This window comes from Agrobacterium vaccinii (assembly GCF_021310995.1).
GTDB classification, from domain to species: Bacteria; Pseudomonadota; Alphaproteobacteria; order Rhizobiales; family Rhizobiaceae; genus Agrobacterium; species Agrobacterium vaccinii.
Window position 1 is genome coordinate 88,314 of record NZ_CP054152.1, and the last position, 24,047, is coordinate 112,360.

22 protein-coding genes and 2 pseudogenes are annotated in these 24,047 nt (G+C 55.4%); 7 read left to right on the forward strand and 17 right to left on the reverse strand.

Going from position 1 to position 24,047, the window contains the following annotated elements; genetic code table 11:
• Window positions 1-64: 64 nt before the first annotated feature.
• The 3 genes from HRR99_RS22680 to HRR99_RS22690 all read right to left on the reverse strand — a co-directional run bounded on the left by HRR99_RS22680 (window position 65) and on the right by HRR99_RS22690 (window position 3,087).
• The gene (locus tag HRR99_RS22680; RefSeq protein WP_111838581.1) at window positions 65-2,047 is read right to left on the reverse strand and encodes an amidohydrolase; all 1,983 of its coding nucleotides are present in this window, start codon (window positions 2,045-2,047) and stop codon (window positions 65-67) included.
• Window positions 2,047-2,334, reverse strand: a complete 288-nt coding sequence (locus HRR99_RS22685; protein ID WP_111838582.1) for a XapX domain-containing protein — start codon at window positions 2,332-2,334, stop codon at window positions 2,047-2,049. Before HRR99_RS22685 ends, HRR99_RS22680 begins: the two co-directional genes overlap by 1 nt.
• Before the next feature lie 63 nt (window positions 2,335-2,397).
• On the reverse strand, window positions 2,398-3,087 hold the full coding sequence (locus tag HRR99_RS22690; RefSeq protein ID WP_233125007.1) for a hydrolase: 690 nt from the start codon (window positions 3,085-3,087) through the stop codon (window positions 2,398-2,400).
• A 519-nt stretch (window positions 3,088-3,606) separates the two neighbouring features.
• Between HRR99_RS22690 and HRR99_RS22695 the strand changes: the two genes are divergently transcribed.
• Entirely contained in the window at window positions 3,607-4,419 is an 813-nt protein-coding gene (locus HRR99_RS22695; protein WP_233125008.1) for a helix-turn-helix domain-containing protein, read from the forward strand.
• Here the strand turns inward: HRR99_RS22695 and HRR99_RS22700 are convergent.
• The 3 genes from HRR99_RS22700 to HRR99_RS22710 form a co-directional block, all read right to left on the reverse strand.
• The gene (locus HRR99_RS22700) at window positions 4,416-5,249 is read right to left on the reverse strand and encodes a helix-turn-helix domain-containing protein (RefSeq protein ID WP_111838586.1); all 834 of its coding nucleotides are present in this window, start codon (window positions 5,247-5,249) and stop codon (window positions 4,416-4,418) included. The two genes, HRR99_RS22695 and HRR99_RS22700, sit on opposite strands and share 4 nt — an antisense overlap.
• Window positions 5,250-5,339: 90 nt before the next feature.
• A complete protein-coding gene (locus tag HRR99_RS22705; RefSeq protein ID WP_233125009.1) occupies window positions 5,340-5,936 on the reverse strand; it encodes a hypothetical protein in 597 nt (198 codons plus the stop codon).
• Between the two features lie 191 nt (window positions 5,937-6,127).
• Window positions 6,128-7,021, reverse strand: a complete 894-nt coding sequence (locus HRR99_RS22710; RefSeq protein WP_111838870.1) for a VOC family protein — start codon at window positions 7,019-7,021, stop codon at window positions 6,128-6,130.
• Window positions 7,022-7,166: 145 nt separating this feature from the next.
• On the opposite strand from HRR99_RS22710, the gene HRR99_RS22715 reads away from it, so the two are divergent.
• Window positions 7,167-8,066 carry a LysR family transcriptional regulator gene (locus HRR99_RS22715; RefSeq protein WP_111838588.1) on the forward strand — a complete coding sequence of 300 codons (900 nt, stop codon included), beginning with the start codon at window positions 7,167-7,169 and terminating at the stop codon, window positions 8,064-8,066.
• A gap of 29 nt (window positions 8,067-8,095) precedes the next feature.
• Here HRR99_RS22715 and HRR99_RS22720 read toward each other — a convergent pair whose 3' ends face one another.
• The 6 genes from HRR99_RS22720 to HRR99_RS22745 form a co-directional block, all read right to left on the reverse strand.
• The gene (locus tag HRR99_RS22720) at window positions 8,096-8,830 is read right to left on the reverse strand and encodes a gamma-glutamylcyclotransferase (RefSeq protein WP_233125010.1); all 735 of its coding nucleotides are present in this window, start codon (window positions 8,828-8,830) and stop codon (window positions 8,096-8,098) included.
• A 64-nt stretch (window positions 8,831-8,894) separates the two neighbouring features.
• A complete protein-coding gene (locus HRR99_RS22725) occupies window positions 8,895-9,353 on the reverse strand; it encodes a Rid family hydrolase (protein WP_062585834.1) in 459 nt (152 codons plus the stop codon).
• A gap of 102 nt (window positions 9,354-9,455) precedes the next feature.
• The gene (locus HRR99_RS22730) at window positions 9,456-10,292 is read right to left on the reverse strand and encodes an alpha/beta fold hydrolase (RefSeq protein WP_111838871.1); all 837 of its coding nucleotides are present in this window, start codon (window positions 10,290-10,292) and stop codon (window positions 9,456-9,458) included.
• A gap of 768 nt (window positions 10,293-11,060) precedes the next feature.
• Window positions 11,061-13,019 (reverse strand): Fe(3+)-hydroxamate ABC transporter permease FhuB, encoded by a 1,959-nt coding sequence (fhuB, locus tag HRR99_RS22735; RefSeq protein ID WP_233125011.1) that lies wholly within the window; start codon window positions 13,017-13,019, stop codon window positions 11,061-11,063.
• Window positions 13,016-13,849 (reverse strand): ABC transporter substrate-binding protein, encoded by an 834-nt coding sequence (locus HRR99_RS22740; RefSeq protein ID WP_233125012.1) that lies wholly within the window; start codon window positions 13,847-13,849, stop codon window positions 13,016-13,018. The genes fhuB and HRR99_RS22740 overlap by 4 nt, the downstream gene beginning before the upstream one ends.
• A gap of 67 nt (window positions 13,850-13,916) precedes the next feature.
• The gene (locus HRR99_RS22745; protein WP_233125115.1) at window positions 13,917-15,998 is read right to left on the reverse strand and encodes a TonB-dependent siderophore receptor; all 2,082 of its coding nucleotides are present in this window, start codon (window positions 15,996-15,998) and stop codon (window positions 13,917-13,919) included.
• Window positions 15,999-16,181: 183 nt separating this feature from the next.
• Here HRR99_RS22745 and HRR99_RS22750 point away from each other — a divergent pair, with 183 nt between their 5' ends.
• Window positions 16,182-17,093, forward strand: coding sequence for a LysR substrate-binding domain-containing protein (locus HRR99_RS22750; protein WP_111838872.1), 912 nt, complete (start codon window positions 16,182-16,184; stop codon window positions 17,091-17,093).
• A gap of 289 nt (window positions 17,094-17,382) precedes the next feature.
• Here the strand turns inward: HRR99_RS22750 and HRR99_RS22755 are convergent.
• A pseudogene (locus tag HRR99_RS22755) lies at window positions 17,383-18,045 on the reverse strand (flavin reductase family protein).
• A gap of 1 nt (window position 18,046) precedes the next feature.
• Window positions 18,047-18,205 (reverse strand): hypothetical protein, encoded by a 159-nt coding sequence (locus tag HRR99_RS22760; protein WP_162694418.1) that lies wholly within the window; start codon window positions 18,203-18,205, stop codon window positions 18,047-18,049.
• Between the two features lie 66 nt (window positions 18,206-18,271).
• On the opposite strand from HRR99_RS22760, the gene HRR99_RS22765 reads away from it, so the two are divergent.
• Genes HRR99_RS22765 through HRR99_RS22775 form a run of 3 tightly spaced genes read left to right on the forward strand, consistent with a single transcriptional unit; the run spans window position 18,272 to window position 19,612 of the window.
• A complete protein-coding gene (locus HRR99_RS22765) occupies window positions 18,272-18,748 on the forward strand; it encodes a hypothetical protein (protein ID WP_233125013.1) in 477 nt (158 codons plus the stop codon).
• Entirely contained in the window at window positions 18,745-19,380 is a 636-nt protein-coding gene (locus tag HRR99_RS22770; protein WP_062450645.1) for an OmpA family protein, read from the forward strand. The genes HRR99_RS22765 and HRR99_RS22770 overlap by 4 nt, the downstream gene beginning before the upstream one ends.
• Before the next feature lies 1 nt (window position 19,381).
• Entirely contained in the window at window positions 19,382-19,612 is a 231-nt protein-coding gene (locus HRR99_RS22775) for a hypothetical protein (RefSeq protein ID WP_062450644.1), read from the forward strand.
• 153 nt (window positions 19,613-19,765) lie between these two features.
• Here HRR99_RS22775 and HRR99_RS22780 read toward each other — a convergent pair whose 3' ends face one another.
• Entirely contained in the window at window positions 19,766-20,314 is a 549-nt protein-coding gene (locus HRR99_RS22780) for a lipocalin family protein (protein ID WP_233125014.1), read from the reverse strand.
• Window positions 20,315-20,791: 477 nt separating this feature from the next.
• Between HRR99_RS22780 and HRR99_RS22785 the strand changes: the two are divergent.
• Window positions 20,792-20,961, forward strand: a pseudogene (locus HRR99_RS22785) (2-thiouracil desulfurase family protein); the annotation flags it as partial.
• Window positions 20,962-21,024: 63 nt separating this feature from the next.
• Here HRR99_RS22785 and HRR99_RS22790 read toward each other — a convergent pair.
• Together HRR99_RS22790 and HRR99_RS22795 are read right to left on the reverse strand one after the other, a co-directional pair.
• Entirely contained in the window at window positions 21,025-22,857 is a 1,833-nt protein-coding gene (locus HRR99_RS22790; protein ID WP_111838593.1) for a methyl-accepting chemotaxis protein, read from the reverse strand.
• A 267-nt stretch (window positions 22,858-23,124) separates the two neighbouring features.
• Window positions 23,125-24,021, reverse strand: a complete 897-nt coding sequence (locus HRR99_RS22795) for a LysR family transcriptional regulator (protein WP_111838873.1) — start codon at window positions 24,019-24,021, stop codon at window positions 23,125-23,127.
• Window positions 24,022-24,047: the final 26 nt, after the last annotated feature.

Genomic DNA, 24,047 nt, shown 5'->3' on the forward strand with positions numbered 1-24,047 from the left:
TTTAGTTGCGAATATCGCAATAGTAAGAAAGTGCTCGGGCGATAGTGATCGCCCGAGCGAACGGTCAGACTGCCCAGCACGAGCACCCGAGTGCACCGAAGAAACCCTTGAGGTCGGCAATCGGCAGCTTTGAAGTCCATGCGCCAGCATGGTCATGACCATGCACGCCGCAATCACTGGCGCAACCGCATGTCGAGATTGCCGTACGACGTAGCGAGCGCGCGCCCGCCCCTTCCGGTTCGCCCCATGCGGCATAACCACCGAACTTGCGCACCGGAGACCAGTCTGGCATGGCCGGGGGTACATCGTTCTCATCGAGTGTCTTGAAGTCACCCGCGCCATAGACGATCTTGCCACCAACCATTGTCAGCTCAGACACCAGGAACGAGATCTCGTCCTCTGCGCATGAGAAGAAGTCCTTGTCTGGCACGACAAGGTCGGCAAACTGGCCTTTTTCGATGCGCCCCTTCTTGCCTTCTTCGTTGGAAAACCACGTGACCTTTTCCGTCCACATCCTGAGTGCCGTTTCGCGGTCGAGGCAATTGGCGCGCGGGTAGAGCTGCATGCCGCCGACCGTCTTGCCGGTGACCATCCACGACAGCGAAACCCAGGGATTATAGGAAGCGACGCGGGTTGCATCTGTTCCGGCCGATACATTCACGCCTTTGTCGAGCATCTTTCGGATCGGCGGGGTCGCTTCAGCAACGCCATGACCGTACCGCTCGACGAAATATTCGCCCTGATAGGCCATGCGATGCTGCGTGGCGATGCCGCCGCCAAGTGCGGCGATACGGTCGATGGAGCGATCCGAAATGGTTTCGGCATGGTCAAAGAACCAGTTCAGGCCTTCGAGTGGTATGTCCTTGTTGACCTTTTCGAAAACGTCCAGTGCTCGCGTGATCGTTTCATCATAAGTTGCGTGCATGCGCCAGGGCCAGCGGTTTTCGGCTAGAACCCGCACAACCTCTTCGAGTTCGCCTTCCATCTCCGGGGCCATTTCCGGCCGCGGCTGGCGGAAGTCCTCGAAGTCGGCTGCGGAGAACACAAGCATTTCGCCGGCGCCGTTATGACGGAAGTAGTCGTTGCCCTGCTTGTATTTGACCGACGAGGTCCAGTTGAGAAAGTCTTCTTTCTCTTCCTTCGGCTTTTGCGTGAACAGATTGTAGGCAAGACGAACCGTCATCTGGTTTTCGTCGGAAAGCTTCTGGATGACCTCATAGTCGTCGGGATAGTTCTGGAAGCCGCCACCGGCGTCGATGACGCCGGTAATGCCCAGACGGTTCAGTTCACGCATGAAATGACGCGTCGAATTGACCTGATAGTCGAGCGGCAGCTTTGGGCCCTTGCCAAGGGTCGAGTAAAGGATACCGGCATTTGGCGTGGCAAGCAGCAGGCCGGTCGGGTTGCCATTGGCGTCGCGGGTGATTTCTCCGCCGGGCGGGTTCGGCGTGTCTCGGGTGTAACCGACGGCGCGCAGTGCTGCACCGTTCAGAAGCGCCCGGTCATAAAGATGCAGCAGGAAGACGGGTGTATCGGGCGCGACAGCGTTGATTTCTTCGATTGTCGGCAGGCGTTTTTCTGCAAACTGGTGCTCGGTGAAACCGCCGACGACACGCACCCATTGCGGGGCCGGCGTCATCGCCACCTGCCGCTTGAGCATATCCATAGCATCGGCCAGCGACCGAACGCCATCCCAGCGAAGCTCCATGTTGAAGTTCAAGCCCCCACGAACGACGTGGGTATGGTTGTCGATCAGGCCAGGTAGGACGCGCTTGCCCTTGAGATCAACGATCTTCGTGTCGGGACCGGCCAGAGCCATGATCTCGGTGTCTGAGCCGACCTCCAGAAACAGTCCGTCCTTGATCGCGACCGCGGTCGCGTTCGGATTGCTGCGGTCAAGCGTCGTAAAGCGCCCATCGTGGAGGATCAGGTGTGGATGCATCGTGTCTACTCCGGTCTGGTTGGGGTCGGCAGCATTGGCCGGTGAGAAGAGGTTCGAAAACGCCAGGCTCGATGCCCCTCCAAGAAAGGTTCGACGCGTGGTCATCAGCTCCGCTCCTCTCCATTAGTTAGCGCACGGTGGGCAATCTCCGCGGAGTTCCCACCCTTCGGCATATGACCGAACATGTGCGGCTTCACCTGGTGAAGCCAGGAAACAGCTGCCGGTTCCTTGCTCCAGAGCGATTTGGCAAGCGGGATGATCTGTTCACCGACGAGAATGCCGAGCAGGCCGACAAGCGCGATGACCGGCGGAGCCGGGGAGCGCACATTGAGCAGGCTGTACACGATGCCAACCAGCAGACCCGCGCCAAGAGACAGAAGATAGATTTTCATGGGTATCTCCACGGTAACTGAAAGACCGCTCCGATGGATTTCGGAGCGGTCTGATAGGTGTTCTTACTTGGCGGGGTTCGGGCCGATGCGCTTGCCGTGCTTGACGCGCTCTTCGGCGCCGTGAACCATGGTGTAAGCGTAATCGATGCCCATGCCGTAGGCGCCGGAATGTTCCTTCACCAGCGTGGTGACAGCATCGTAGGTTTCCTTGCGGGCCCAGTCGCGCTGCCATTCCAGCAGCACCTGCTGCCAGGTCACGGGAATGATACCGGCCTGAATCATGCGGTCCATCGCATGGTTGTGGGCTTCGAGCGAGGTGCCGCCGGAAGCGTCTGCCACCATGTAGATTTCGTAGTCCGGAACATCATGGAGCGCAGAAAGCGCGAAGGTCGTGTTGCAGACTTCGGTCCACAGGCCGGAGACAACAATCTTCTTGCGGCCGTTGGCAGCGTTCTTCGCCAACGCGTCGCGAACGTTCTGGTCGTCCCAGGAATTCATCGAGGTGCGTTCGAGGATATCGTTCTCCGGATAGACGGCAAGCAGTTCTGGGAACGTGTTGCCGGAAAAGCTTTCGGTCTCAACCGTGGTGATCGTGGTCGGAATGTTGAAGACCTTCGCTGCCTTGGCGAGACCGACGACATTGTTTTTCAACGTCTGGCGATCAATCGACTGCACGCCGAAGGCCATCTGTGGCTGCTGGTCGATGAAGATGAGCTGGCTGTTCTGCGGTGTCAGGACTTCGAACTTGGACATTGTATTTTCTCTTTGGTTTGATGGTGGGCAGTTTTGGTGCCGTTTTCACTTGATGTCTGAACGCCTTCAGATGTTTCCGTTGCGTCTCTGGAATTACATCTACCGGAAGTTTTTGCTCTGGATAATTGCAATAATAATTTCGATTGAATTATCAATTATGCAACAAAGAGCTAAGTTGATGTCTTCGTTGCCGTTCGTCATCTTGGGCCTGATGATGGTTTCATTCACCGTCGCTATAAAACAGACCCAAAATGCGATCTTGCTCAAACGGCTCCGATTTTGGATTTTCCTGAACGCCACGGCCCGCGCCAGCGACACAATGGCTTTGCAAGGATCTTCTGCGAGGCTATTACTCCGCCGATACCCACCACGTTGCGGAACTGACTTCTGCAAGACGACGCCAGCTGAGGTCACATCGCGATGTCCACAAACAACCAATATATGGACTATCTTAGAGTCCAGAAGGCGAATTCGGTAACGGCATCTGTCCTGAGCAAGAGCCTTATCACGGCAACGAGGTTGACACGCGAAACGCCCAATCACGGCTATGTCGAGCAGCATGTCACCGAAGATGCGTTCATGCTGGGCGTCCAGCTCAACGAGTATCAGGGTGATCTTTGGGTAGACGGAAAACGCGTGGAATTTGAAGGTTTCCACAAAGGCAATTTTTCAGTCTATGACTATAATCGCCAATGGCAAGCAAACATGCGATCGGCTTTTGACTGCGTCAACTTTCACATTCCGCGCGCGGCGCTAACAGCGCTGGAGGAAGACCTTGGTACAAAACGCATTGAAACGCTGAACGTCTTGCCAGGTGCGGATATCAACGATCCTACGATCCACGGTCTTGTCGAGGCGCTAATGCCTGCCTTCCACAATCCAGCGCTAGCAAGCCGCCTGTTCATGGATCATGTTGGGCTCGCGCTTGCGACGCACTTGGCCACTGTCTATGGCGAAGCGCGAAGCGCACCTGCGATCCATCCAGGAGCACTCGCGACCTGGCAACTCAAACGCGCCACCGCCATGATGGATGCGGGACTTGATGGGGACCTCCCGATCACGGACATCGCGTATGCTTGCGGACTTTCGACGTCTTATTTTACGCGGGCATTCAAGGCAACGACTGGAATGCCTCCATACCAGTGGATGATGCGTCGACGCGTTGATAAAGCCATGGACCTTTTGAAACGCGGTCGGCTACCACTGAGCCACGTGGCCGATATCTGCGGCTTTGTTGACCAAAGCCATATGACCCGCGTCTTCAAAAAAATGACCGGTATACCACCTGGCACGTGGCGACGGACCGAGACTGATCCCAACCAGGACCATTAGGCGCGTGAGTGACTGCGCTGGCGCCAACTGGCAGGCGGTTCGCCGACAATGTCGGAGAACACCCGCGTCATGTGGCTCTGGTCGGCAAATCCGCACGCCGCCGCAATGTCGGTCAGCGTTAACTTTTCAGCAAGCAGATCTTTCACCCTGGAGACACGATATTCCCTGAGCCACTTGTGGGGCGTCGTACCGAACGTTTTCTTGAAGATTTTGTTGAAGTAGCTGACAGACACGTCACATTCGGCCGCGAGATCGACAAGCGACAGCCGAGCGTCGAGATGCGCAGCGAGGAATTCCAACGATCTGCGTTGCTGCCAAGGCGCGAGTGTCCCCTTGTCCCGCGGCGGGAAATAAAGCCCACCATAGGTCTGCATCAGATGGACCAGCAATGCAGAGGTGATGCTTTCCAGGAAAAGTGGACTTGCCTGCTCGCTTTGATCGCTGAAGAATGGCAATAGCGCCCTCGAGAGCCCAAGGATGACCGGGTCAGCGGAGCCAATTGTGCTTTCGAGCCTTTTAAATTCTGGACGGCCTGCCTCCGATGCAATGTTCTGGATGAAGGCAAATGGGACCTTGAACTCCAGGACCTCGAAGGGGGCAAGATGATGATATTGCCAATCTTCTCGCAGATCGGTGATGTCTGTGAGACCTTTCGGTTCGCGGCCTTCGAACGCAAGCTCACCGGACTTCAGAAGCCTGTAATGTCCTGAATCCGTCAGGTGACTGACGATTCTCACGCCGTCTTCGGGATCATAAGCCACTGCGACGGGGAAAGACGCATCCGTACGTCGTCGGCAGGTTATCGTCATGTCTGCGACACGAAGCTGCATTCGATGGCCTCCGATTCTAATTCCGGTCTGGTTGGTTTGGGTTTCACAGATCAAACGAGTCGTTGCTCGAACAGTCCGAGTTCATGGGGGTCAATGCACAGAAGGCGATTCTTCGCCACTTCCGTCGAAGAAAGGCGACAAACTGTAGTGATGGATCAGGTGCGCACAGATCGCCATCGAGATATGCTGTAAGAGGACATGGTCTGATTTTCCCTTCCGGTCGAACAGCGGCTGGATTGCGCTTCCCAGACTGGCAATAACCGGGTCCGACGTGCCGCGGACGCGCTTGAGCTCGACATTGGCTCCGGGGACAGAAAGAGCCGCGATCTCATCGACCAGAACATGTGGAATGACAAACGCGACGACATTCAGGGACGCTTTGAGACTTATCTGCACGCCATTGAGAATATCAATAAGGCAGATGGATCCCGTATAATATTGCCTCGTGACGGACTGACTTCCATCAGCCTCCACATCGCAGTGCGTTGTGTCGCGCAAATATAGCATGAGGAAATAGCTGTCGTGCGCAGGGACAACGACGGTCGCCTCCTCGCCCATTTTCAATTCACGGCTGATCCGTGTCGCACTGAATATGGCTGACGCCAGTGGTGCGGAGTGCAATGAAATAGCATCCGGATCGCCGAATAGACCTCCGACGCAGTTGCCGGAATTTCCAGTCGCCCCCATCCGCCTGCCTCCACGTCATTGATGTGCCGTCTTGTCTCCTCGCCATTACTGGCGACCCGACGGATATCATCCCGATCATTGTGGATATTGTTAATTCTTGCTGTCGTCGTGACGGCTACCTTGCATAGGCAGCCGTCACATAGGTTGAAGATTACTTGTCGTTGGGCGGCGTAAAACGAGATGCCGGAGATCTATGCCGCGAGTGGAACCAGACCTGCTTCAATCTTGTCTCGAAATGGCCCGTAGCGGCTCGGCAGCTTGAGAGCTTCACCCAGATGTGCAGTGTCTTCGTCCCGGTTGAAGCCCGGCTCGTTCGTGGCGATCTCAAACAGCACGCCGCCTGGCGTTCGGAAGTAGATCGCCCAGAAATAGTCGCGATCGATGACCGGCGTGACCTGATAACCGGTGTCCATCAGCGCCTTGCGAACCTCAAGCTGCTTCTCGCGGTTGTCGACCGCAAACGCGATGTGGTGCACCGAGCCGGCGCCCTGACGGGCAAACGGTGTTTTCGGCAGTGCGGCGAGATCGATCGTATCAGCTCCGTTTCCATTGGGAATGATGAACCGGGTCACGTCACCCTCCTTCTCGGCACGCTGGTAACCCATGAAGCCTAGAAGCTCTTCGGTCGCGGCCGTATCATGCAGACTGAAACGCGCACCGGCAAAACCGCGGATTGCTGCATCGCCAGGAATTCCTTCCGAAAGCCATGGTGCGCGGGTATCCTCGGAAGATTCAACTAGCGCCAGGCCGTCGCCATCCGGACCGATGAAGCGAAGGCGGTTGGCGCCGAAGACGGTGTCCGTTTCCAAACCGCTGACGCCCTGAGTGACAAACCGGTTTTGCCAGAATTTGAGCGAGCCTTTTGGAACAGAGAACTGTGTTTCTCCGACCTCCCCAACACCCGGTCGGCCCAGCATCATATTGGCGAACGGGAAATAAGTCATGACGGTTCCTGCGGAACCGTTCTCGTCACCGTAGTAAAGGTGGTAAACATTGGGGTCGTCAAAGTTGACGGTCTGCTTGACCCGGCGCAGGCCCAATGTGTCGGTAAAAAAGCGGTTGTTCTGACGCGCATCCGAAGCCATGGAGGTTACGTGATGCAGTCCCTTGATGTCCTTGCCTTTCAATGTCCCGTTAGCGTTTGGCTGTTGACGAATATCTAAGCGGATTGATCAGCGCAGAGAATTGCAATATTCATTTCGAATGTGTTGCTCTTATTGAAACAATCCCATGAACGATTACAAAGCACTTCGGACCTTCCTTCTCGCGGCGGAGAAGCGGAATTTCGCGCAGGTCGCCCGCGAGCTGGACATGACACCTGCGGCGGTCACCCGTGCAATCGCCGCTCTTGAAGCGGAACTGGGCGTGCAACTTTTCGTGCGCACCACGAGGCAAGTGTCGCTGACCACAGACGGCGCGATTTTCGCCGCCCAGATCCAACCAGCAGTGAAGACGCTGGAAGACGCCCGACGTGATGTCATGAACGCTCATAAGGGTGACGAGGGGCGGCTGCGCATCAGCGCGCCGACGTGGTTTGGCAAGACCGTGCTGCCTCCGATTCTGTCGGGATTCAAGGAACGATATCCCAAGATGAGTTTCGAGATCTCTTTATCGGATGGGCTCATCAACATCGTCGATGATGACTACGATCTGGCTGTCCGCATTTCATCTCAACCGTCCGACAAGTTCACGATCTGGAGAAAGATCCGGGTCGTGCCGCGCATCCTGGTCGCAGCTCCGGGAAGTCGGTTCGTTGACATGCAGCATCCCAACGAGCTGAAACCCGACGACTGCCTGGCCTATAGCGGCGAGAGCCGACGCGAGAACTGGGTCCTTTCGGACGGTGGGTCTAGCATGACCATTTCTGCAGGCCGCGCCTTCAGCGCCAACAGTGGCGAGCTTCTCGCGGACATGGCTGCCGATGGTTCCGGGGTTGCCCTGCTTCCTGGGTTCAATATTGCCGATCACATCAGGAGTGGGCGCCTTGTCCACGTCTTCAAGGGCTGGGCACCGCCGGACTTGTGGCTGACCCTCTACTATCCTCCATATCAGGCGCTGCCTCCAAGGATTGCCTCATTCTCAAAATTCTTCGAGGAGCAGGTAGCGGCTCACATGGTCATGCTGGATTGATGGACAAAGAGCGTTCGAAGTCGGCGGAATCAGCCGACTTGCGGTAGGGCCTGAAGCTTTGCGGCGACGAGTTTCTGCAACTGCCACAGGTTTCGATCAAAGATTTTGCGTTCTGCCAGATCAACAACCGTCCGGTAGAGATACTCCGCACAAGATCCCGCCGGTCCGCATGCTTGTGCGATCAATGCAGCGGCCTCATCGAGAGGAATCTTCTGCGTGAGCTGAGATTGCCTCGGGCTCGCCCAGAACGTCAACGCCCGGCGTGTGCCACTCGATGTCTTCACCGAAACCCATTTCACCATGTCGCATACCTCGGCATAGCGTATCTCTCGCGCGAGAAGCTTACGCAGGTCCTGTGTTTTCGTTGCGCAAGGTAACTTGAGGATGAGACCAGAGCAGCTTCCACCCGGCTGCAGCGCGAGCATAAGGCCCGGGGTGTCGGAGGTCGCCCGCAGTCGCTCTATCCTCAGCGAAAATGCGCGATGCCATCCGAATGCGACAGCCTGTTCACTGTCAGCGATTTCAAATCCCGGGTTCCACATCAGGGATCCGTAAGCGAACACCCATATCTCGTCATCGCGCGCCTCCTCCTCGACCCTGTTAACGAGCGCATCAAGCTGCGGAGAAGAAATCGGGGTCCAGTTGGGCTCCGGGCCTTCTTCTTCAACGACCCTCAGCGTTCTGGAGACCAGGTCAGGTGTTAGTTGCAGAGAGCGCAGACGGGATGTGCTGGCTATGGATGTTTGCGGCATCTTGCGGACCATTCTCATGGAGATAGCCGCCGGAGCAATGTCGCATCCGGCGGATCTTGGGCTAGGGTTCCCCTTGTCAGACAGTTGCGCGGTCTATTACTGCGCGGAATGTGATCTCAACGATCTGTTCCGGAAAGGCCAGTGCATTCACTCCGATCAGGTTGCTGGCGCATTGGGGCATCTCGGCGCCGTACATTTCCTTGCGGACTTTCGATCCGGCTGCGAATGCACTAGGAACGTCCAGAACAAAAAGCGTCTCTTCAACGACATCTTCGAGGCTGGCCCCGAACTCGGCGAGGAGCAACTTGGCGTTGACGTAAGTCTGGCGGATCTGGTCTTCCATCTGCGAGAAATCTGCGGGCCGACCATTGGCGTCCAGATTTGCAGGGGCGACGAGATTTCCATCTGCATCGTGGCTCAATTGGCCGGAGATGTAGATCGTGTCTTTGACCTGAACGGCCTGCACGTATCCAAATGCGCGTTCCCACGCGACACCGTGGTTTGCTACCTTCTTGGCGGAGTTGTTGTTCGTCATGGTGGTTTCCTTCGTGTAGCTGGGCAAGATCAAAGGCCCTATTGAATCGGGTGGTGCCCGAGGCGACAGGTGAGTGGGAGGCAGCACCCGTCGCAACCATGATCAAGACTGGATGAAAGTCAGCAGATCGGCGTTCAGGACATCTGCGTTGACTGTCAGCATTCCGTGCGAGAAGCCGGGGTAGGTCTTGAGCGTGCCGTTCTTCAACAGCTTGACGGACTTGTGTGCAGAGTCTGCGATTGGAACGATCTGGTCGTCCTCACCGTGCAGCACCAGTGTCGGAATGCTGATCGCCTTGAGGTCTTCCGTCTGGTCGGTCTCCGAGAACGCTGTGATGCCGTCATAATGCGCCTTGGCTCCGCCCATCATGCCCTGCCGCCACCAGTTCTGGATGACGCCTTCATGAACTGTCGCGCCATCACGGTTGAAACCGTAAAAAGGACCGGCAGGAACATCGCGGAAGAACTGCGCGCGGTTGGCTGCAAGCGCCGACCGGAAGCCATCGAAGACCTCCATCGGGAGACCCTCGGGGTTCGCTGCTGTCTTGACCATGATCGGTGGAACCGCCGACACGAGAACGGCCTTGGCAACGCGACCGGACGGCTCGCCATGCTTTGCAACATAGCGGGCAACCTCGCCACCACCCGTGGAGTGGCCGATATGAACGGCGTTCTTCAGATCAAGCGCCTCAACAACTGCAAATGCGTCCGCAGCGTAATGATCCATATCATGACCCTCGGAGACTTGTGCCGAGCGCCCATGACCGCGCCGGTCGTGAGCGACGACGCGGTAACCCTTTCCGAGAAAGAACAACATCTGCGCATCCCAGTCATCAGACGAAAGCGGCCAGCCATGGTGGAAGACGATTGGCTGGGCATTGTTCGGACCCCAGTCCTTGAAGAAGATTTCGACGCCGTCCTGTGTGGTTATGTATCCCATGGTCTTGTTTCCTTCGAGTGAGGTTGTGTTCTGGGTAGCATCGGATGCGAAGCTGAATGAGGGAGAAATTGCCAATGCCGCTGCTGCTGCACCCGCAGACAGAAGGGCTCCCCGACGGGTTAAGGAAAAGAATGTTTCGGTCATCTCGCGTCCTGCGATTTCGTGATTGAAAACAGGCGACGCTGTGTTCGTCTGACAGGACCAATATTGCTGCTAGCCGTCAGAGGCACAATTGCTCGAATAATTTCGAATCTGTTGCAGTAGCGACAACAATCCTCATGTCTGAGGAAATTGATAATTGGTCTCGTTCCACTGCGCAGGACACCGAGCATTGAAGGGGCCAGTTTTCGCGCTTGCCGCCTGCTGTCCTCGCAAGGAGCTCCAAATGACTCACGATGTCATTCGATCCCCAATTTCTCAATTGCTACGATAAGGATATCATTTCACCGGAAATTATCGGTCGATTTAGCTGCAGAGGATATTTCCTCCCCCATTGCCAAAGTCGACGGCTAACTCGATGCTCCGATTGTCCCTTTCTTCACGAACTCACGCAAGTTGGAGACGCCTTAAGTATCGCACGAGCACCTCACAGTTCAGAAGCCAAGGACGGCGATTGCCGATGAGGAAACATGTGTGGCCGTATCCTCGATCTCCCCGTAAGTCCGCACCGGCGCCTGATCAGTACTCAGCGAGAGCCGGAGCACGGCATCCTAGCGGGCAGCTCTTGACCAACTATTGCCGGACTGCCTGCAGGGATGTTTCCGCGCTTCACCGTCGCCCGATAAGCCAGATTAGATACGGCGCACCAATCATGGCGGCGAACAAACCCAACGGAAGTTCATAAGGAAATGTAACGGTCCGAGCTCCCAGGTCCGCGAATGCCATGATCAACGCACCTAACAAGAACGAGGCGACAAGATGATCTCGTGCTGTTGCAAACCCGGCACGTACGGCAATATGAGGCGCAATCAGTCCCACGAAGCTTAATGGGCCAACGAGTACCGACGCCGCCCCGGTCGCTAGGCCGCATAACGAGAGGATAACAACTCTGCTTGTCCCGATTGGAACACCAAGTGCTTGTGAAGTCGACCGCCCAAGCGGAAGGAGCGTCAACCATCTGATCAGTGTTATGGACGCGACGAGCAACAAAATGGCGATTCCAGCGAGAAAGATAGACGTTCCGGGTGTGGCAGAGGCAGCAGTACCGCCGATCCATGCAAGGATTTGCCAGGATCGTTGGTCACCCGCCGCCATCAGGAACGCCAGAACCGATGAGCTCAGTGAACTTACGGCAATCCCAGCAAGCAACAGTTTTTCCGAAGGCAAGGTCTTTCGGCGTGCGAATGCCAGGACAACCGCCATCGTCGCCAGACCGCCTATCGTAGCCCCTCCGGCGAGTGACGACGGGCCTCCGTTTGGAACCAGTGTGACCACTGCAGCAAAACCAAGACCCGCCCCACCACTCACACCGATAACCTCCGGGCTTGCCATCGGATTACCCGTCAATCTCTGCAGGATTGCTCCAGTAAGTGCCAACAACCCACCCGCTGCGGCTGCCGCAAGTAGACGGGGCCAGCGCCAAGACAAGAGATCGGAAGCATCTACGTAAGATAAAAGAAGCCAGCCTTTCCCATCATTACCGAAGAACAATCCAAGTACGACGACGACTGGTACAATCGCCAAGAGGATTGACAAGCCCTTCCCAAAATGGATCCGCCTAGTGGTCGCCCGGTTTGCCTCCTGGGCTTGGATCGAACGTACTCTGGGGAGTAACCACAGCAGGATCGGACTTCCCACGAGCGCAGTGACGGAACCAGTCGGAAACGTTTCGCCCGTTTCGCCTGACAATACTTGGACCGCTCCGTCACATAGCCAGAGGAAGAGCCCGCCCGCCAATGGCGAAAGCGCAAGGATTGTTGCTGGTCGGCGCACGCCGCAACCCCTGACGAACGCAGGCGCTGCAAGCCCGACAAAACTGATGAGCCCAACGTTTGCTGCGACAACCCCCGCTAACGCAGTTGCGAGGACAGCGACACAAAGCCGGATCCAACGAAGGTCCACTCCAAGCGAACGCGCGCTTTCATCGCCGAGGCCAAGCACGAGGAGCGGCCTGATCAATAGAACGGAAAGAGCTACACCGGCAGCGAGCTCGATTGCCAGTGCTTTGGGGACCCCCCAGTCCTGCTGGCTCAGCGATCCCCCGTTCCATGTCACCAGCGACATGAGATACTCACCCTGCGCCAACGTCAAAGCGGCCGAGATGGCCGCGGCTGTCACACCGACTAGCATTCCCGATACCACCATCGTCACCGGCTCGAATGACGATCTCCAACCAAGAGCGAAAACAACTAAAGCGGCAGATCCAGCACCTGCGAGTGCGACTACGGTGCGTGATCCGTCTAGGACTTGGGGGAAGAAGAGTGTCGCGACGACGATTGCGAGCTGCGCTCCAGCGGAGATGCCAAGCGTCGAGGGATCTGCTATCGGATTGCGAAGCAATTGCTGCAAGAGCGCACCGGATAGGCCAAGCGCCGCGCCAGCCAGGATGGCGACGGCCGCTCGGGGAAAAACGCCATAAAGCAATATGATTTCGTCTAGATCGGATGAGCCTGCACCGAATATCGCGTTGGGCCATCGCGGTAGCGCGACGCGATCCGATGCGCTCACAGCGAATAAGATCACGGCGGCGAACAGGGCTAATACAACCAGCCCCCAAGCTTGCTTCATCTCGCTGCCTCACGCTTCGACAACAAAGCTTCGCTCAAAAGGCGAGCAAAGCGCATACCGGCCAGGACACCGCCGTATGGGTTGATATTGTCAAGCATTATGACCCTACCCTCGCTTACCGGCTTCAGGGAGTTCCAGATCATGCTGCTCTTCAGCGTGCTTCTTGCTTCGACCGGTATGTTGGAGATGATAATGATGCGGGCATCCTCTTGGTCTGCCAGATGCTCTATCGGAACGGGAGCCGCAAATGTGTAGCGCGACTTATCCGGCCAGGCATTGGTGAGGCCCAGGCGAGACAGAATGTCGCCGAACATACTGTCCAGTCCGAAGACACGCACATGCCGAGCATCGCCCACGTTTACGAGGTAGGTTGGCCTTCCTGAAAACGATTCCAAGCTTTCGCGATAGGACGATAACCGGACGTCTATATCGGCCAATACCGAAGCCGCTCTGCTCGTTCTCCCAAGCCTTTCACCAAGGACAGTAACGGCTGCAGTCGCTTTCGCGAAAGGCGCCTCTCCGCGGATATAGAACGGAAGCGACATAATCGGCGCGATCCGCTTCAGCGCCTCTTGATGGCGGGTGTAGAAAGGAGAGATCAAGATCAGTTCGGGCTTTAACAAATGAAGCAGTTCGAAGTTTGGTGTTCCACGAAGTCCTAAATCGACAACGGAACTCGGGATCACTGGCTCCACGGCGTCCAGACGAAACTGGATCAGTTCCGTTGCAGCGATGGGTGTCACTCCAAGAGCGATCGCCGTTTCCATCATCGCCCAGTCGATTGCGGCCAGACGCGGTATGTCATCGGCGATCGCAGGCTTTACAAACATAGACGCAGCGACGCCGAGAATGACATCTCGACGTCGTAATAAGACAGGAGTGATTGGGACCCTATGATTACCAGGTATAGCTGAGCTTCCCTATGACTGTCCGGCCATCGCCGTAATAGCAGCCGAACGTACTACAACTCGCGACGTACTTTTCATCGCCGATATTCTGGAAGTTCAAGGAACCCTTGAAGTTGTCCCTCTGGTATGTCAACGCCACGTCGAAGAGGGTAACGCCGTCAAGGTCAAAGGTGTTTGCACTGTTGCCAAAGCGTTGGCCCACATAGCGGACGCCTCCACCAATACCGACCCCATTGAGAATGGTGTCTTCCTGGAAGCGATAGTTTATCCACAGGCTCGTCGCATTGCGCGGAACATTTTCGACACGATTGCCATCATCGGCACCTGCTCCAATTCTGGCATCTGTGTAAGTATAAGCCGCCCGCAGATCAAGGCCCTCAATCAGGCTGACGACACCCTCCAACTCGACGCCTCGAACCTGAACCTCACCGATTTGCTCTGTGACGCCATTAACGGTGCGCAGGACGTTAGTTTGGTTTAAATCGAACACCGCCGCAGAAAGGAGACCGTTCCAGTTCTCTGGCTGGTACTTGATCCCAGCTTCCCACTGCTGTCCTTCACTCGGCTTGAAGTCTGCTCCTGCAGAACTGGCGATCGGGTCAAAAGAGGTAGCATAACTAACGTAGGGAGCGATGCCTCCATCGAACAGGTAGCTAAGGCCCGCCCGGCCAGTCAGTTTTTGATCGTCCTGATCGAGGGAACGCGATACGCCCGTCAGACCATTCGTCGTCGAACCTCGCGTTGATGCCCAGTCCTGTCGCAGGCCAAGCGTTGCACGCCAGCTGTCGTAGGCCAACTCATCCTGAACATAGACACCGATTTGCGAAAGGTCGCTCTTAACCGTCGTGTTGAGTGTGGGAGCAAGCAGACCGATTGGCCCACCGTAAATGGGATCGAGAACATCGAGCGGCGTCGCCCGGAAAAATCGCGTCCGGACATCATTGTCGAAATAGCGATAGTCGAAACCAAACAACACCTTATGATCGACTGCTGCGGTCGAGAATTCCGCTGTCAGGTTATTGTCGATGTTGAATGTCTTCAGATTTTCGTCTTGGAAGGTCGCCGTACGGGCAAGCGTTCGACCGTCAGCCCCGAGCCCTGCCGACCCCATACCGAGGGCCTGATATTCCCAGTCGAAATCTGTGTAACGAAAGTTCTGACGAAAGGCCCAGACCTCGTTGAACCGGTGCTCGAACTCATAACCAAAATTCGTGAGCGTCCTGCTGGAGTCATCGAAATTTTTGTCACCGACAAAAAAGTCGCGAGGAAGTTTGAAGTTCGAGTTTCCCAACACGTATTGCGGAGGCAGGCCTGATGGGGTGCTGGGATTATCGTGTTGAATACTCGTGAGAATCGTCAGCGACGTGTCGTCGTCAGGCTTCCAAGTCAAAGCCGGCGCTATGAAATATCGGTCGTTATCCAGATAATCTGTTTGTGCACCTGAAGTCTTCGCAAGACCTGTCAGGCGATAAGCAAACTCGTCATGGTCGGGGATGACGCCACCAAGGTCAAAAAATCCGCCGTAATTGTCATAGCTACCTATTTGAGTGCCGACTTCACCGAAGTTCTCGAACTGAGGGCGTTTGCTGACTTGGTTGATGATTCCACCTGGGTTGCCCTGTCCGTACATAACCGACGCAGGGCCACGAAGCACGTCGACTCGCTCAAGACCGTAGATTTCTACAGTTGGCGCACCCGCTGTACGCATCAGTTTAAGGCTGTTGAGATATTGAAGCTGTCTACCATCGAACCCGCGAACAATGGGCGAATCAAAGCGAGGATCCGACCCAAACGGCTGACCGACCACACCCGCTGAGTAATTCAGAGCCTCACCCAGGGTTTGAGCTGCTTGTGCCTCGATCTGATCACGGGTCACCACCGATATCGATTGCTGCGTTTCAAGAATAGGCGTTCCGGTCTTTGAAGCCGTTGCGCTGGTTTTTGCGACATATCCGTCAACTGGGCCACGCGGATCCCCCTTCCCTGCTCCCTGTACAACGATCGTCTCGAGCGTCGTGGATTGCTGCTCTTGAGCGCGGGCCACCTCAAAGTGGGAAACGGTCAAGACCATCGATGTCGTTATAATGAGATTGGATCGAAAAAGACGCATGCTGCCCCCGCGCGTATAAACTAGACAAAATTAATCATCTTTCTATCGACACGGGGGTGACAAATCAAATAGATGAAAACGTCTTTTTTCAGAAGACTGACTTCTATTATGGACACCTTGAAGGTATTCGGACGAGGATTTCCAATGAAACAACGCGGTAGGCAGCGCACAACGAATTTCGAGCTTAGGCACTTGCGATATTTTATTGCCGTGGTTGAGGAGCGAAATTTTGAACGGGCGGCGGCTAGGCTTGGGATAGCGCAGCCGGGTTTGAGTCAGCAAATCATTGGACTGGAATCGATCGTGGGGCTTCCCTTGCTCGATCGGTCGAGGCGGTCGGTCAATCTGACCCCGACCGGACAAGCGCTTTATGAAGACGCCGTGAAAATCGTTGCGCAAGCGGACGCGACGTTGGCGCAGCTCAAGCGGGTTGGGCGCGGTGAGACTGGACGGATCACAATCAGCTATGTCGCCTCGGCGGCTTACTCCGGCGTCTTAACGGAGTCGCTTTCGTCGTTCAGACGCGGGTTGCCTGACGTTGAACTCCAATTGGTCGAGATGGAAATGCGTCAGCAGCTTCAGAGGATCAAGGACGGAGAGGTCGACTTCGGCTATATCCGCCCTCCAGCTCCCATCCCCTCAGAACTTAACTCCACGGTCGTTCTACGCGAACCGCTCGTCGTCGCCCTAGCGAGCGGGCATAATCTGGCCGCAAAAAAAGCGGTTCACCTATCGGACTTGCGTTCGGACACATTCATAACACCGCGACAGCCCGTGGATATCGGCTTCCACGCGAACACCTTGGATGCCTGCGGTGAAGCAGGATTCAAACCAAAAATAAACGCCAACGGTCGTGACTTTACGACAATCGCTAGCATGGTTGCAGTGGGGATCGGCATTGCCCTCGTTCCGGAGAGCCTGCAATGCTTGTGCCTTCCAGGCATCCGTTATCTGCAACTGATAGACAACGATGTAATGACGGACCTGGCGGTCGTTTATCGGAAAACTGAGAGCAAACCTGCAGTGAGAGCCTTTATAGCACATCATCGGGGGTAAGGAGCCGAAATGCTTTCGTCCTTGCAAATTCCGGGAAATCCACTCGATCATGGTGTTCCCTAGTGCGTTAGAAGGTCCATAAGCTTTCAATTTGGGCAACGGGCTTTTGTCTGAGAGTCGATTCAGAAAGGCAGATATAGGCATCCAGTTCAGCGATCCATCCAACGCTCTTCGTCACCGCTATCCAAAAAATTTGGAGCCATAGCTCTTGACAGGATTCGAACCGTAACCAGACAAATCTTAGCTCATACAAATCAGATACGTCTCTGATTTTAAAGATTAAGTGACTTCATTCCGCCGCCACCTTCTCATCTGCCTTCCGGCTTTCCCATTCCTGTGGTGTCAGCGTATTGATATCGAACTGATCACGGGTGCGGGTATAAGTGTGCCCACCCATGCGGCCGACGGCATCCATGAGCTGCTGGTCAATGTGCAGATTGGACGCATTCACCGCATCGCTGCGGACGAATACGCCGACGACTTCTCCGAGGATGATTTCGCGGGCCGGGCCGACCTGAAGCGTCGTGTGCCGGCGACATTCCAGGGCAGCGGGGGCGGCGAGGATACGGGGGCTTTTCACCATCTGGCCGGGTGCCGTGGCAAGGCCCGCCTCCTCCATCTCGTCAACTTCGGGGCCAAACTTGATGGCGCAGACTTCGATCTGGTCGACCAGCGCGTTATCGCAGATGTGGACAGTGAATTCGCCGGTCTCGCGGATATTACGGGCGGTGTCCTTGAAGCGCATGTCCGAATAGTTCTAGACGCCGATGGCGACGATTGCCGGGTCGTGGGTCAGGACATTGAAGAAACTAAAGGGACCGGCGTTTGGCTGCTCGTCCTTGTTCACCGTCGTCACCAGTGCGATCGGACGCGGAATGACGGTTCCGATCAGGATTTTGTAGCGTTCGCGTTCGCTGAGTTTTGCGAAATCGAAATGCGAGTGTTCGGTCATATTAGTCCTCGGCAGCGATGCGGTGGGTTTCAAGCGGGGTGTGGCGGGAGAGGTTTTCAAACCCGTCCTTGGTGACGACATACATGTCACCGACATTACAGCCTGCAAACAGAAGATTAGCGGACCAACTGCGTTTGGAAGCGTGCTTACTTTTTGCCACAAATATTTCGATAAAAGATTGAGATGCCTTGTTCAGCACCTTTAAGAGTGGCAGGCATTATTTGATTTGATAATTGACTTTACCCTGGAGGACCTTTTGTTCAGAAATCTGGCTTTCGTTTCGGTGCTTGTTGCAGGTGCAGCCCAAGCTGCAGATCAGACCTACATTGTGACAGGTGGACAAGTGAGTGTTCCAGTGGGCCTTACTGTTCAGGTCAAAACAATCACGGTCAGCGACGCTTCAACGAAGGTACGCTTGCTTGCAAGTTTCGACAGTCATCAAACGCTCTCCGTCAACATGAACGATGGCGAGAATGCCTATCTGTCCTGGGGCGAAGGCGAGCAGGATCGGCTGCATATGCGTCAGATTGCTGATAACAAGTGGATGCGCATCTCCAATGGAAAGACGATGGAAGGTGACCTTGTCTTTCCCGGCGTTTTCCCCCCGGAGGTGAAAAAAGTGTCGCTCGTCTTCAATCCTGGAAAATCCGGTGATGATACGAGCGCACCTGGCGTAACGGTGCCCTTGGAACTGAAACAATGAGATGGGCGATTATTCTGTCGCTTTTTCTCACAAGTCCAGCCGCTGCATCGCAATATTCCATCACCGTGACGTCCACGCCGCCGGACGAGCAGCTATCGAGTTTCCGCGAAATCGAATTCGCTGCTTCCACGTTCAAAGAGCATACCGAGCAGAGTACAGGTTCGTTCTCGTCTGAAACATCATCCTTTGGCCTGAAGGATATGGACGACGAGACGCGATTGAAAACCGAGGACACGCTCGTCAAACTCGGAGCAAGGCAGGTGAATGGCCGCATTCTGGTGAGCCTGCCGAGCGATGTTTTGTTTGATTTCGACAAGTCCAACATCCGACCAGACGCTGAAGCAACTCTCTCGCAACTGTCGGAGGTGTTGATAACAATGCACGACAGTCGCGTTGAAATTACCGGCCACACCGATTCAAAGGGGAGCGATGGATACAACGACAAGCTTTCCATCCGCAGGGCCAATTCGGTAAAGGCGTGGCTCGAAGAAAATGGCGTTACGCAGAAGATGAGCACCGCGGGCAAGGGCGAACGATTTCCTGTGGTTCCAAACCAAACGGCGTCGGGCGCAGACGACCCTGTTGGGCGACAAAAAAACCGTCGTGTAGAATTTGTAATCGGAGGGAATTGATATGGCGCTGGTTGTTTGTCCAGAATGCGAGGGCCGGGTATCTGAAAAGGCGTTCGCCTGCCCTGCCTGCGGTTATCCGATGAGCGGCAAAGATCCTAAAAGCGGCTGGCCGGGCGTTATCGGAGGTATCGCTGGAACCTATATCTCGGCGCAAGCTCTCATCACGATCATCGTCGGATGCGTCATGTTCCTGTCTTTCGCCGCGATCATGATCGCGGCGATCTTGAGTTGATTTCGCGAAATTTACGCTGACAGCCTGCTGGTGACAAGCAGACCTCAGAGCGAAATGCCATCGAGCCCTTCGGGAGTGTCACCGATTGTGCGGAGCTCGTAGCCGGTTCGGCTGGGAGTTTCCACGGGAAAGCGGCGACTATTCATGATGCGTCTAATGCTGCGTCCACCGCAGCATGTCGACATCGTATCCGAGCGCCTTGGCCCTCTCGACGAGCATGTTACGGGCCTTTTGTGTGGGTTTTGGTACCCGCGTCAGAATCCATAAATAACGACCCGAAGGTTCGCCGACTATCGACCAAGAATAGTCGGCGGCGCGATCCAGGATCCAGTAATTCCCGTAAATTGGGCCGAAGAACGATACTTTTAGCTTGGCGTTGCCGCTATCCGGCACAGTTTTTGCCCTGCCTTCGGATTCTTTACGCCTACCGTGTACTCCGCCTTCCAGGCAGGTGTTGAGCACGCGGACCATGCCATCTTTTCGAAGTGAGTAGTCAGCAGTCACGGCCTCGCAATCGCGCTCAAACTGGTTCTCATAGCGCGCCAGCTCGAACCAGTGACCTAGGTATCGGTCGATTTCGACCGGTTTGACTGGCTGAGGCACCGACGGATTGCCTGATGGCCCTACTGGGCTGCACGCAGCCAACACGGCGCCAAACATCGTTATGATTGCGATATTTAGTTTCATGCCGTCAGAATACATTGGGTGACCGAAAGTTCCAGCCGCTCGTTCGCTATGGAGGGCGCGCCCATCCCCGGCTAGCCGTAGAGATCGTACTATCAGAGCCTATCAATTATCAGTGCCGCCAACCGCCGAAGTTTCGCAAGGCCACGTAAAACAACCTTCACCGCCTTGAACCAATACGAATTGTCGGCAACCATGTTTCTTGTATCCGATATGTTGATCGCACCTTGGCGGGATGATACCGACCTAGCGTATCGAGCTTCAATCGCAGAAGAGCTCTTCGGGGTAGCGGGCACATACAACATCAAAGCTGGCGTCAATGTGCGCTAACCGGTTGGAACTTGAGGCTTACGACGGGACATTTGCTGTCACGAGGCTAACCACAAAGTCACTGATCGGCACCAGACGCGAGAGTTTCCGGTGGCGCACCAAGGTAACCGACCTAGTCATGAGGAGATGGCGAACTGGAGCTTGCTTCTCAAGTGATAGCGCCGATCATTGTTGAGCGACGGCAGCCCCTCCTGCGGATCGGTTGCGATCTATGACGGCTCCTTTCAGGCCGCAAACATTCGGGAAACGGCGTCATCGCCGCATTGCTTCAGCAGGCTGGCATCAAGGTCTATTCCGACCACCAGATTGATGAACTCGCCAGCTTTCTCAGCTAAGTCATAAAAAAACGCCGGAGATTTCTCCCCGGCGTTTCTTGTGTTTCATGATGTCGGCGAGGGTCAGCTCGCGCGGCGCATCTCTTGCGCCATGCCGTGCAGGCTTCCGTTCTGGGAGCCGGAGACACGGAATGTGCGGATGAGGTTGAGCAGTTCTTCTGTATCGACGGAGAGCGATTCAGCCGATGCCGTGGTCTCTTCCGCCATGGCGGCATTGTGCTGTGTCGCCAAATCCAGCTGGTTCAGCGATGACGAGATGGAGCGCAAGGTCGTGTCCTGCTCGGAGGCCGAATGCGCGATCTTGCCGACGATGTCGTTTGCCGATTTGATCTGGTCGGAAATGCGTTTCAGCGCTTCGCCGGCCTCGCCAACAAGACGAACGCCGTTTTGCACCTGGCTGGAGGATCGGGCGATCTGGTCCTTGATTTCCTTGGCGGCAGCCGCAGAGCGCTGGGCCAGTTCGCGCACTTCCTGGGCAACCACCGCAAAGCCCTTGCCGGATTCACCGGCACGTGCGGCCTCGACACCGGCATTAAGCGCCAGAAGGTTGGTTTGGAAGGCAATTTCGTCGATCACGCCGATGATCTTGGAGATTTCGGCAGAAGACTGCTCGATGCCGGTCATTGCGCCGATGGCTTCTTCCACCACGCGGTCGCTGCGGGTGGCTTCGGTGCTGACGGCACCCACGCGCTTTGCGGCTTCATGTGCACCGTCTGCTGTCTGGCGCACGGCAACGGTCAATTCGTCGAGGGCGGCAGATGTCTCTTCCAGATTGGCAGCCTGTCGTTCTGTGCGCTGCGAAAGCTCGCTGGACGCCTTGCGGATTTCATCCTTGGAGCCGCCAATGTCGATGCCCTTGGAATTCACGCGCGCCATGGCGGCATCGAGATGCGCCAGCGCTTCGTTGAAGTTGTCGCGCAGATCGGCATAGCGTGTGCCAAGGTCGCGGCAGCGAACGGTAAGATCGCCCTGTGCCAGTTTTTCCAATGCTTCGCCGATGGTGGCCACCACGCGTGCCTGAAGTTCGGCTTCGCCACGCTGGGTGTCCAGGTTGCTCTGACGCTCACTATCCAGCTGGTTCTGCTGCTCTTCCTGACGGAGCTGCATGTCGTGGCGCTCGCGTACCTTTTGCTGAAGTGCTTCTGTGGCCTTCGCCATCATGCCCACTTCGTTCTTCATGTTGGTATGCGGAATAGCCATGGCCACATTCTCGTTGGCTACTTCGCCCAGAGCGTTGTGAATTTCGCTCAGCGGTTTTGTGATTCCACGAATGATAACGATAGCCGCTGCGATTGCGAAAATGAGAATGCCAAAGCCGATGCTGATCGCCTTCCAGATGGCGTTGTTCACTTCGGCCTCAAGGTCGTCCATGTAGAGGCCGGTATTGATGATGACGCCCCAAGGCTTATACTCTGCCGCATAAGCGGTCTTGCGGAAAAATGCGTCCTTGTCGGCACCTGGTTTGCTGGCCATGAAGTCGACGCGCCCGCCGCCCTTTATTGCCAGATCGACCAGCTTTTCACGGTAGAGGTTGCCAGTCGGATCTGGCTTGTTTTTGAAATTCTGACCAATACGCTTGGTGTCGTAATGGAACAACATGTTGATGTCCCGATCATAGGCAAAAAAGTAGCCGTCCGGCTCGTAACGCATGGAAACCAACAGATCAAAGGCCTGCTGGCGGGCCTGTTCCAAGGTCAATTGACCAGCTTTCGCCTTGTCATCGTAAAGTTTCAGAACGGAAATTGCTGTTTCGGTCTCGGTTCGCAACATCTCGTAACGCTGCTGATAAATCGTCTCGGACGAAGACCGGATCTGGAAGAAGGTTGCTATGGAGAAGGCAAGAACCAGACCTCCGACAAGGAGGGCAAGCTGCGTGGAAATCTTGAGACGCTTCATAAGGACCTGCGAAAATGCATCGACTAACCGCCGTCAGCATTCCTCTCGGAACTCCCCCATGACAGCAGGCGGTGCTCCGCCAATGCTTGATGCATCTCAAGCAAATTAGAATATATTTATTAAAAAAAAGGGTACGTGTGTTCGACGTCGTGCTGGATAGGCGAAAATATAAGCTGCGGTTCAGGTTGAGACCTGTCCGGCAATGTATTGTACGAGGTGCTTTGAACCATGGGTTCCTGAGACATCGTTACGGAGTTTACACTCATGCTAAGGGGTTTTCCAAGTTTTCAATAGCATCGCAACAAATTTCTCGGCCGCTGGGGATAGAACGCTGCTTCTTCTTTGGACAATTCCTATAGTTCTCGAGACAACCGGCTCGACGATCGGGCGTGACACCAGAAAAGGGTGATCCTCTTGCGGAGTTGCCAGTCGCGGTAAAACCGAAATCCCAAGACCCGCCTCAACGAGCCCCAGTGAAGTGTTGAGGTGTGTTACCTCATAGGACCAGTTCAGCTTCAGATTGTGTCTGGCGAGAGCGCCATCGAGGAGCGTCCTGTTCCCGCTAGAGCGATCTACGACCACAAGCGGATATTCCTCCAACTGATTCCATTGGATCGTTTCGAATTGGGCGAGCGGATGATCTTTCCTCATAGCGAGAACGAATGGGTCATCGATGAGTGGCTCAAAGGAAAGATCTGGATCTGAGTTTCCCATGAGGTTAATGCCAAACTCCACCTCACCCCGTGCCACTGCTTGAAGACCTTCGTTCGCGGTAAGGTCACGAATTCGAAGGCGAATGTGAGGATATTGTTCGCTGAATGTCCTTATGACGATTGGAAGAAAATAGAAAGCTGCAGTTGGGACACAGGCCATGGTGATCAGCCCGCGCCTTTGCGTGCCATCCTTCATAGCAAACAACGAGCCATCGAACTCTTCGAGCATACGCCGGACGAGCGGCATGACTTCCTGACCCATAGCTGTCGGAGCGACATGACGCGTGGTCCGCTCCAGCAAAGGTGCACCAATGGATTGCTCAAGTTTTTGGATGCGTCGGGTCAGCGCCGGCTGTGAGATGTGTAGAGCATCAGCGGCTCTGTGAAAACTCTCCAACTCAACCACTGCTTGAAAAGCGCGCAAATCGAGAATTTCGCAATTGATGCTCATATCGCAATAAACCTCCAAAACATTGC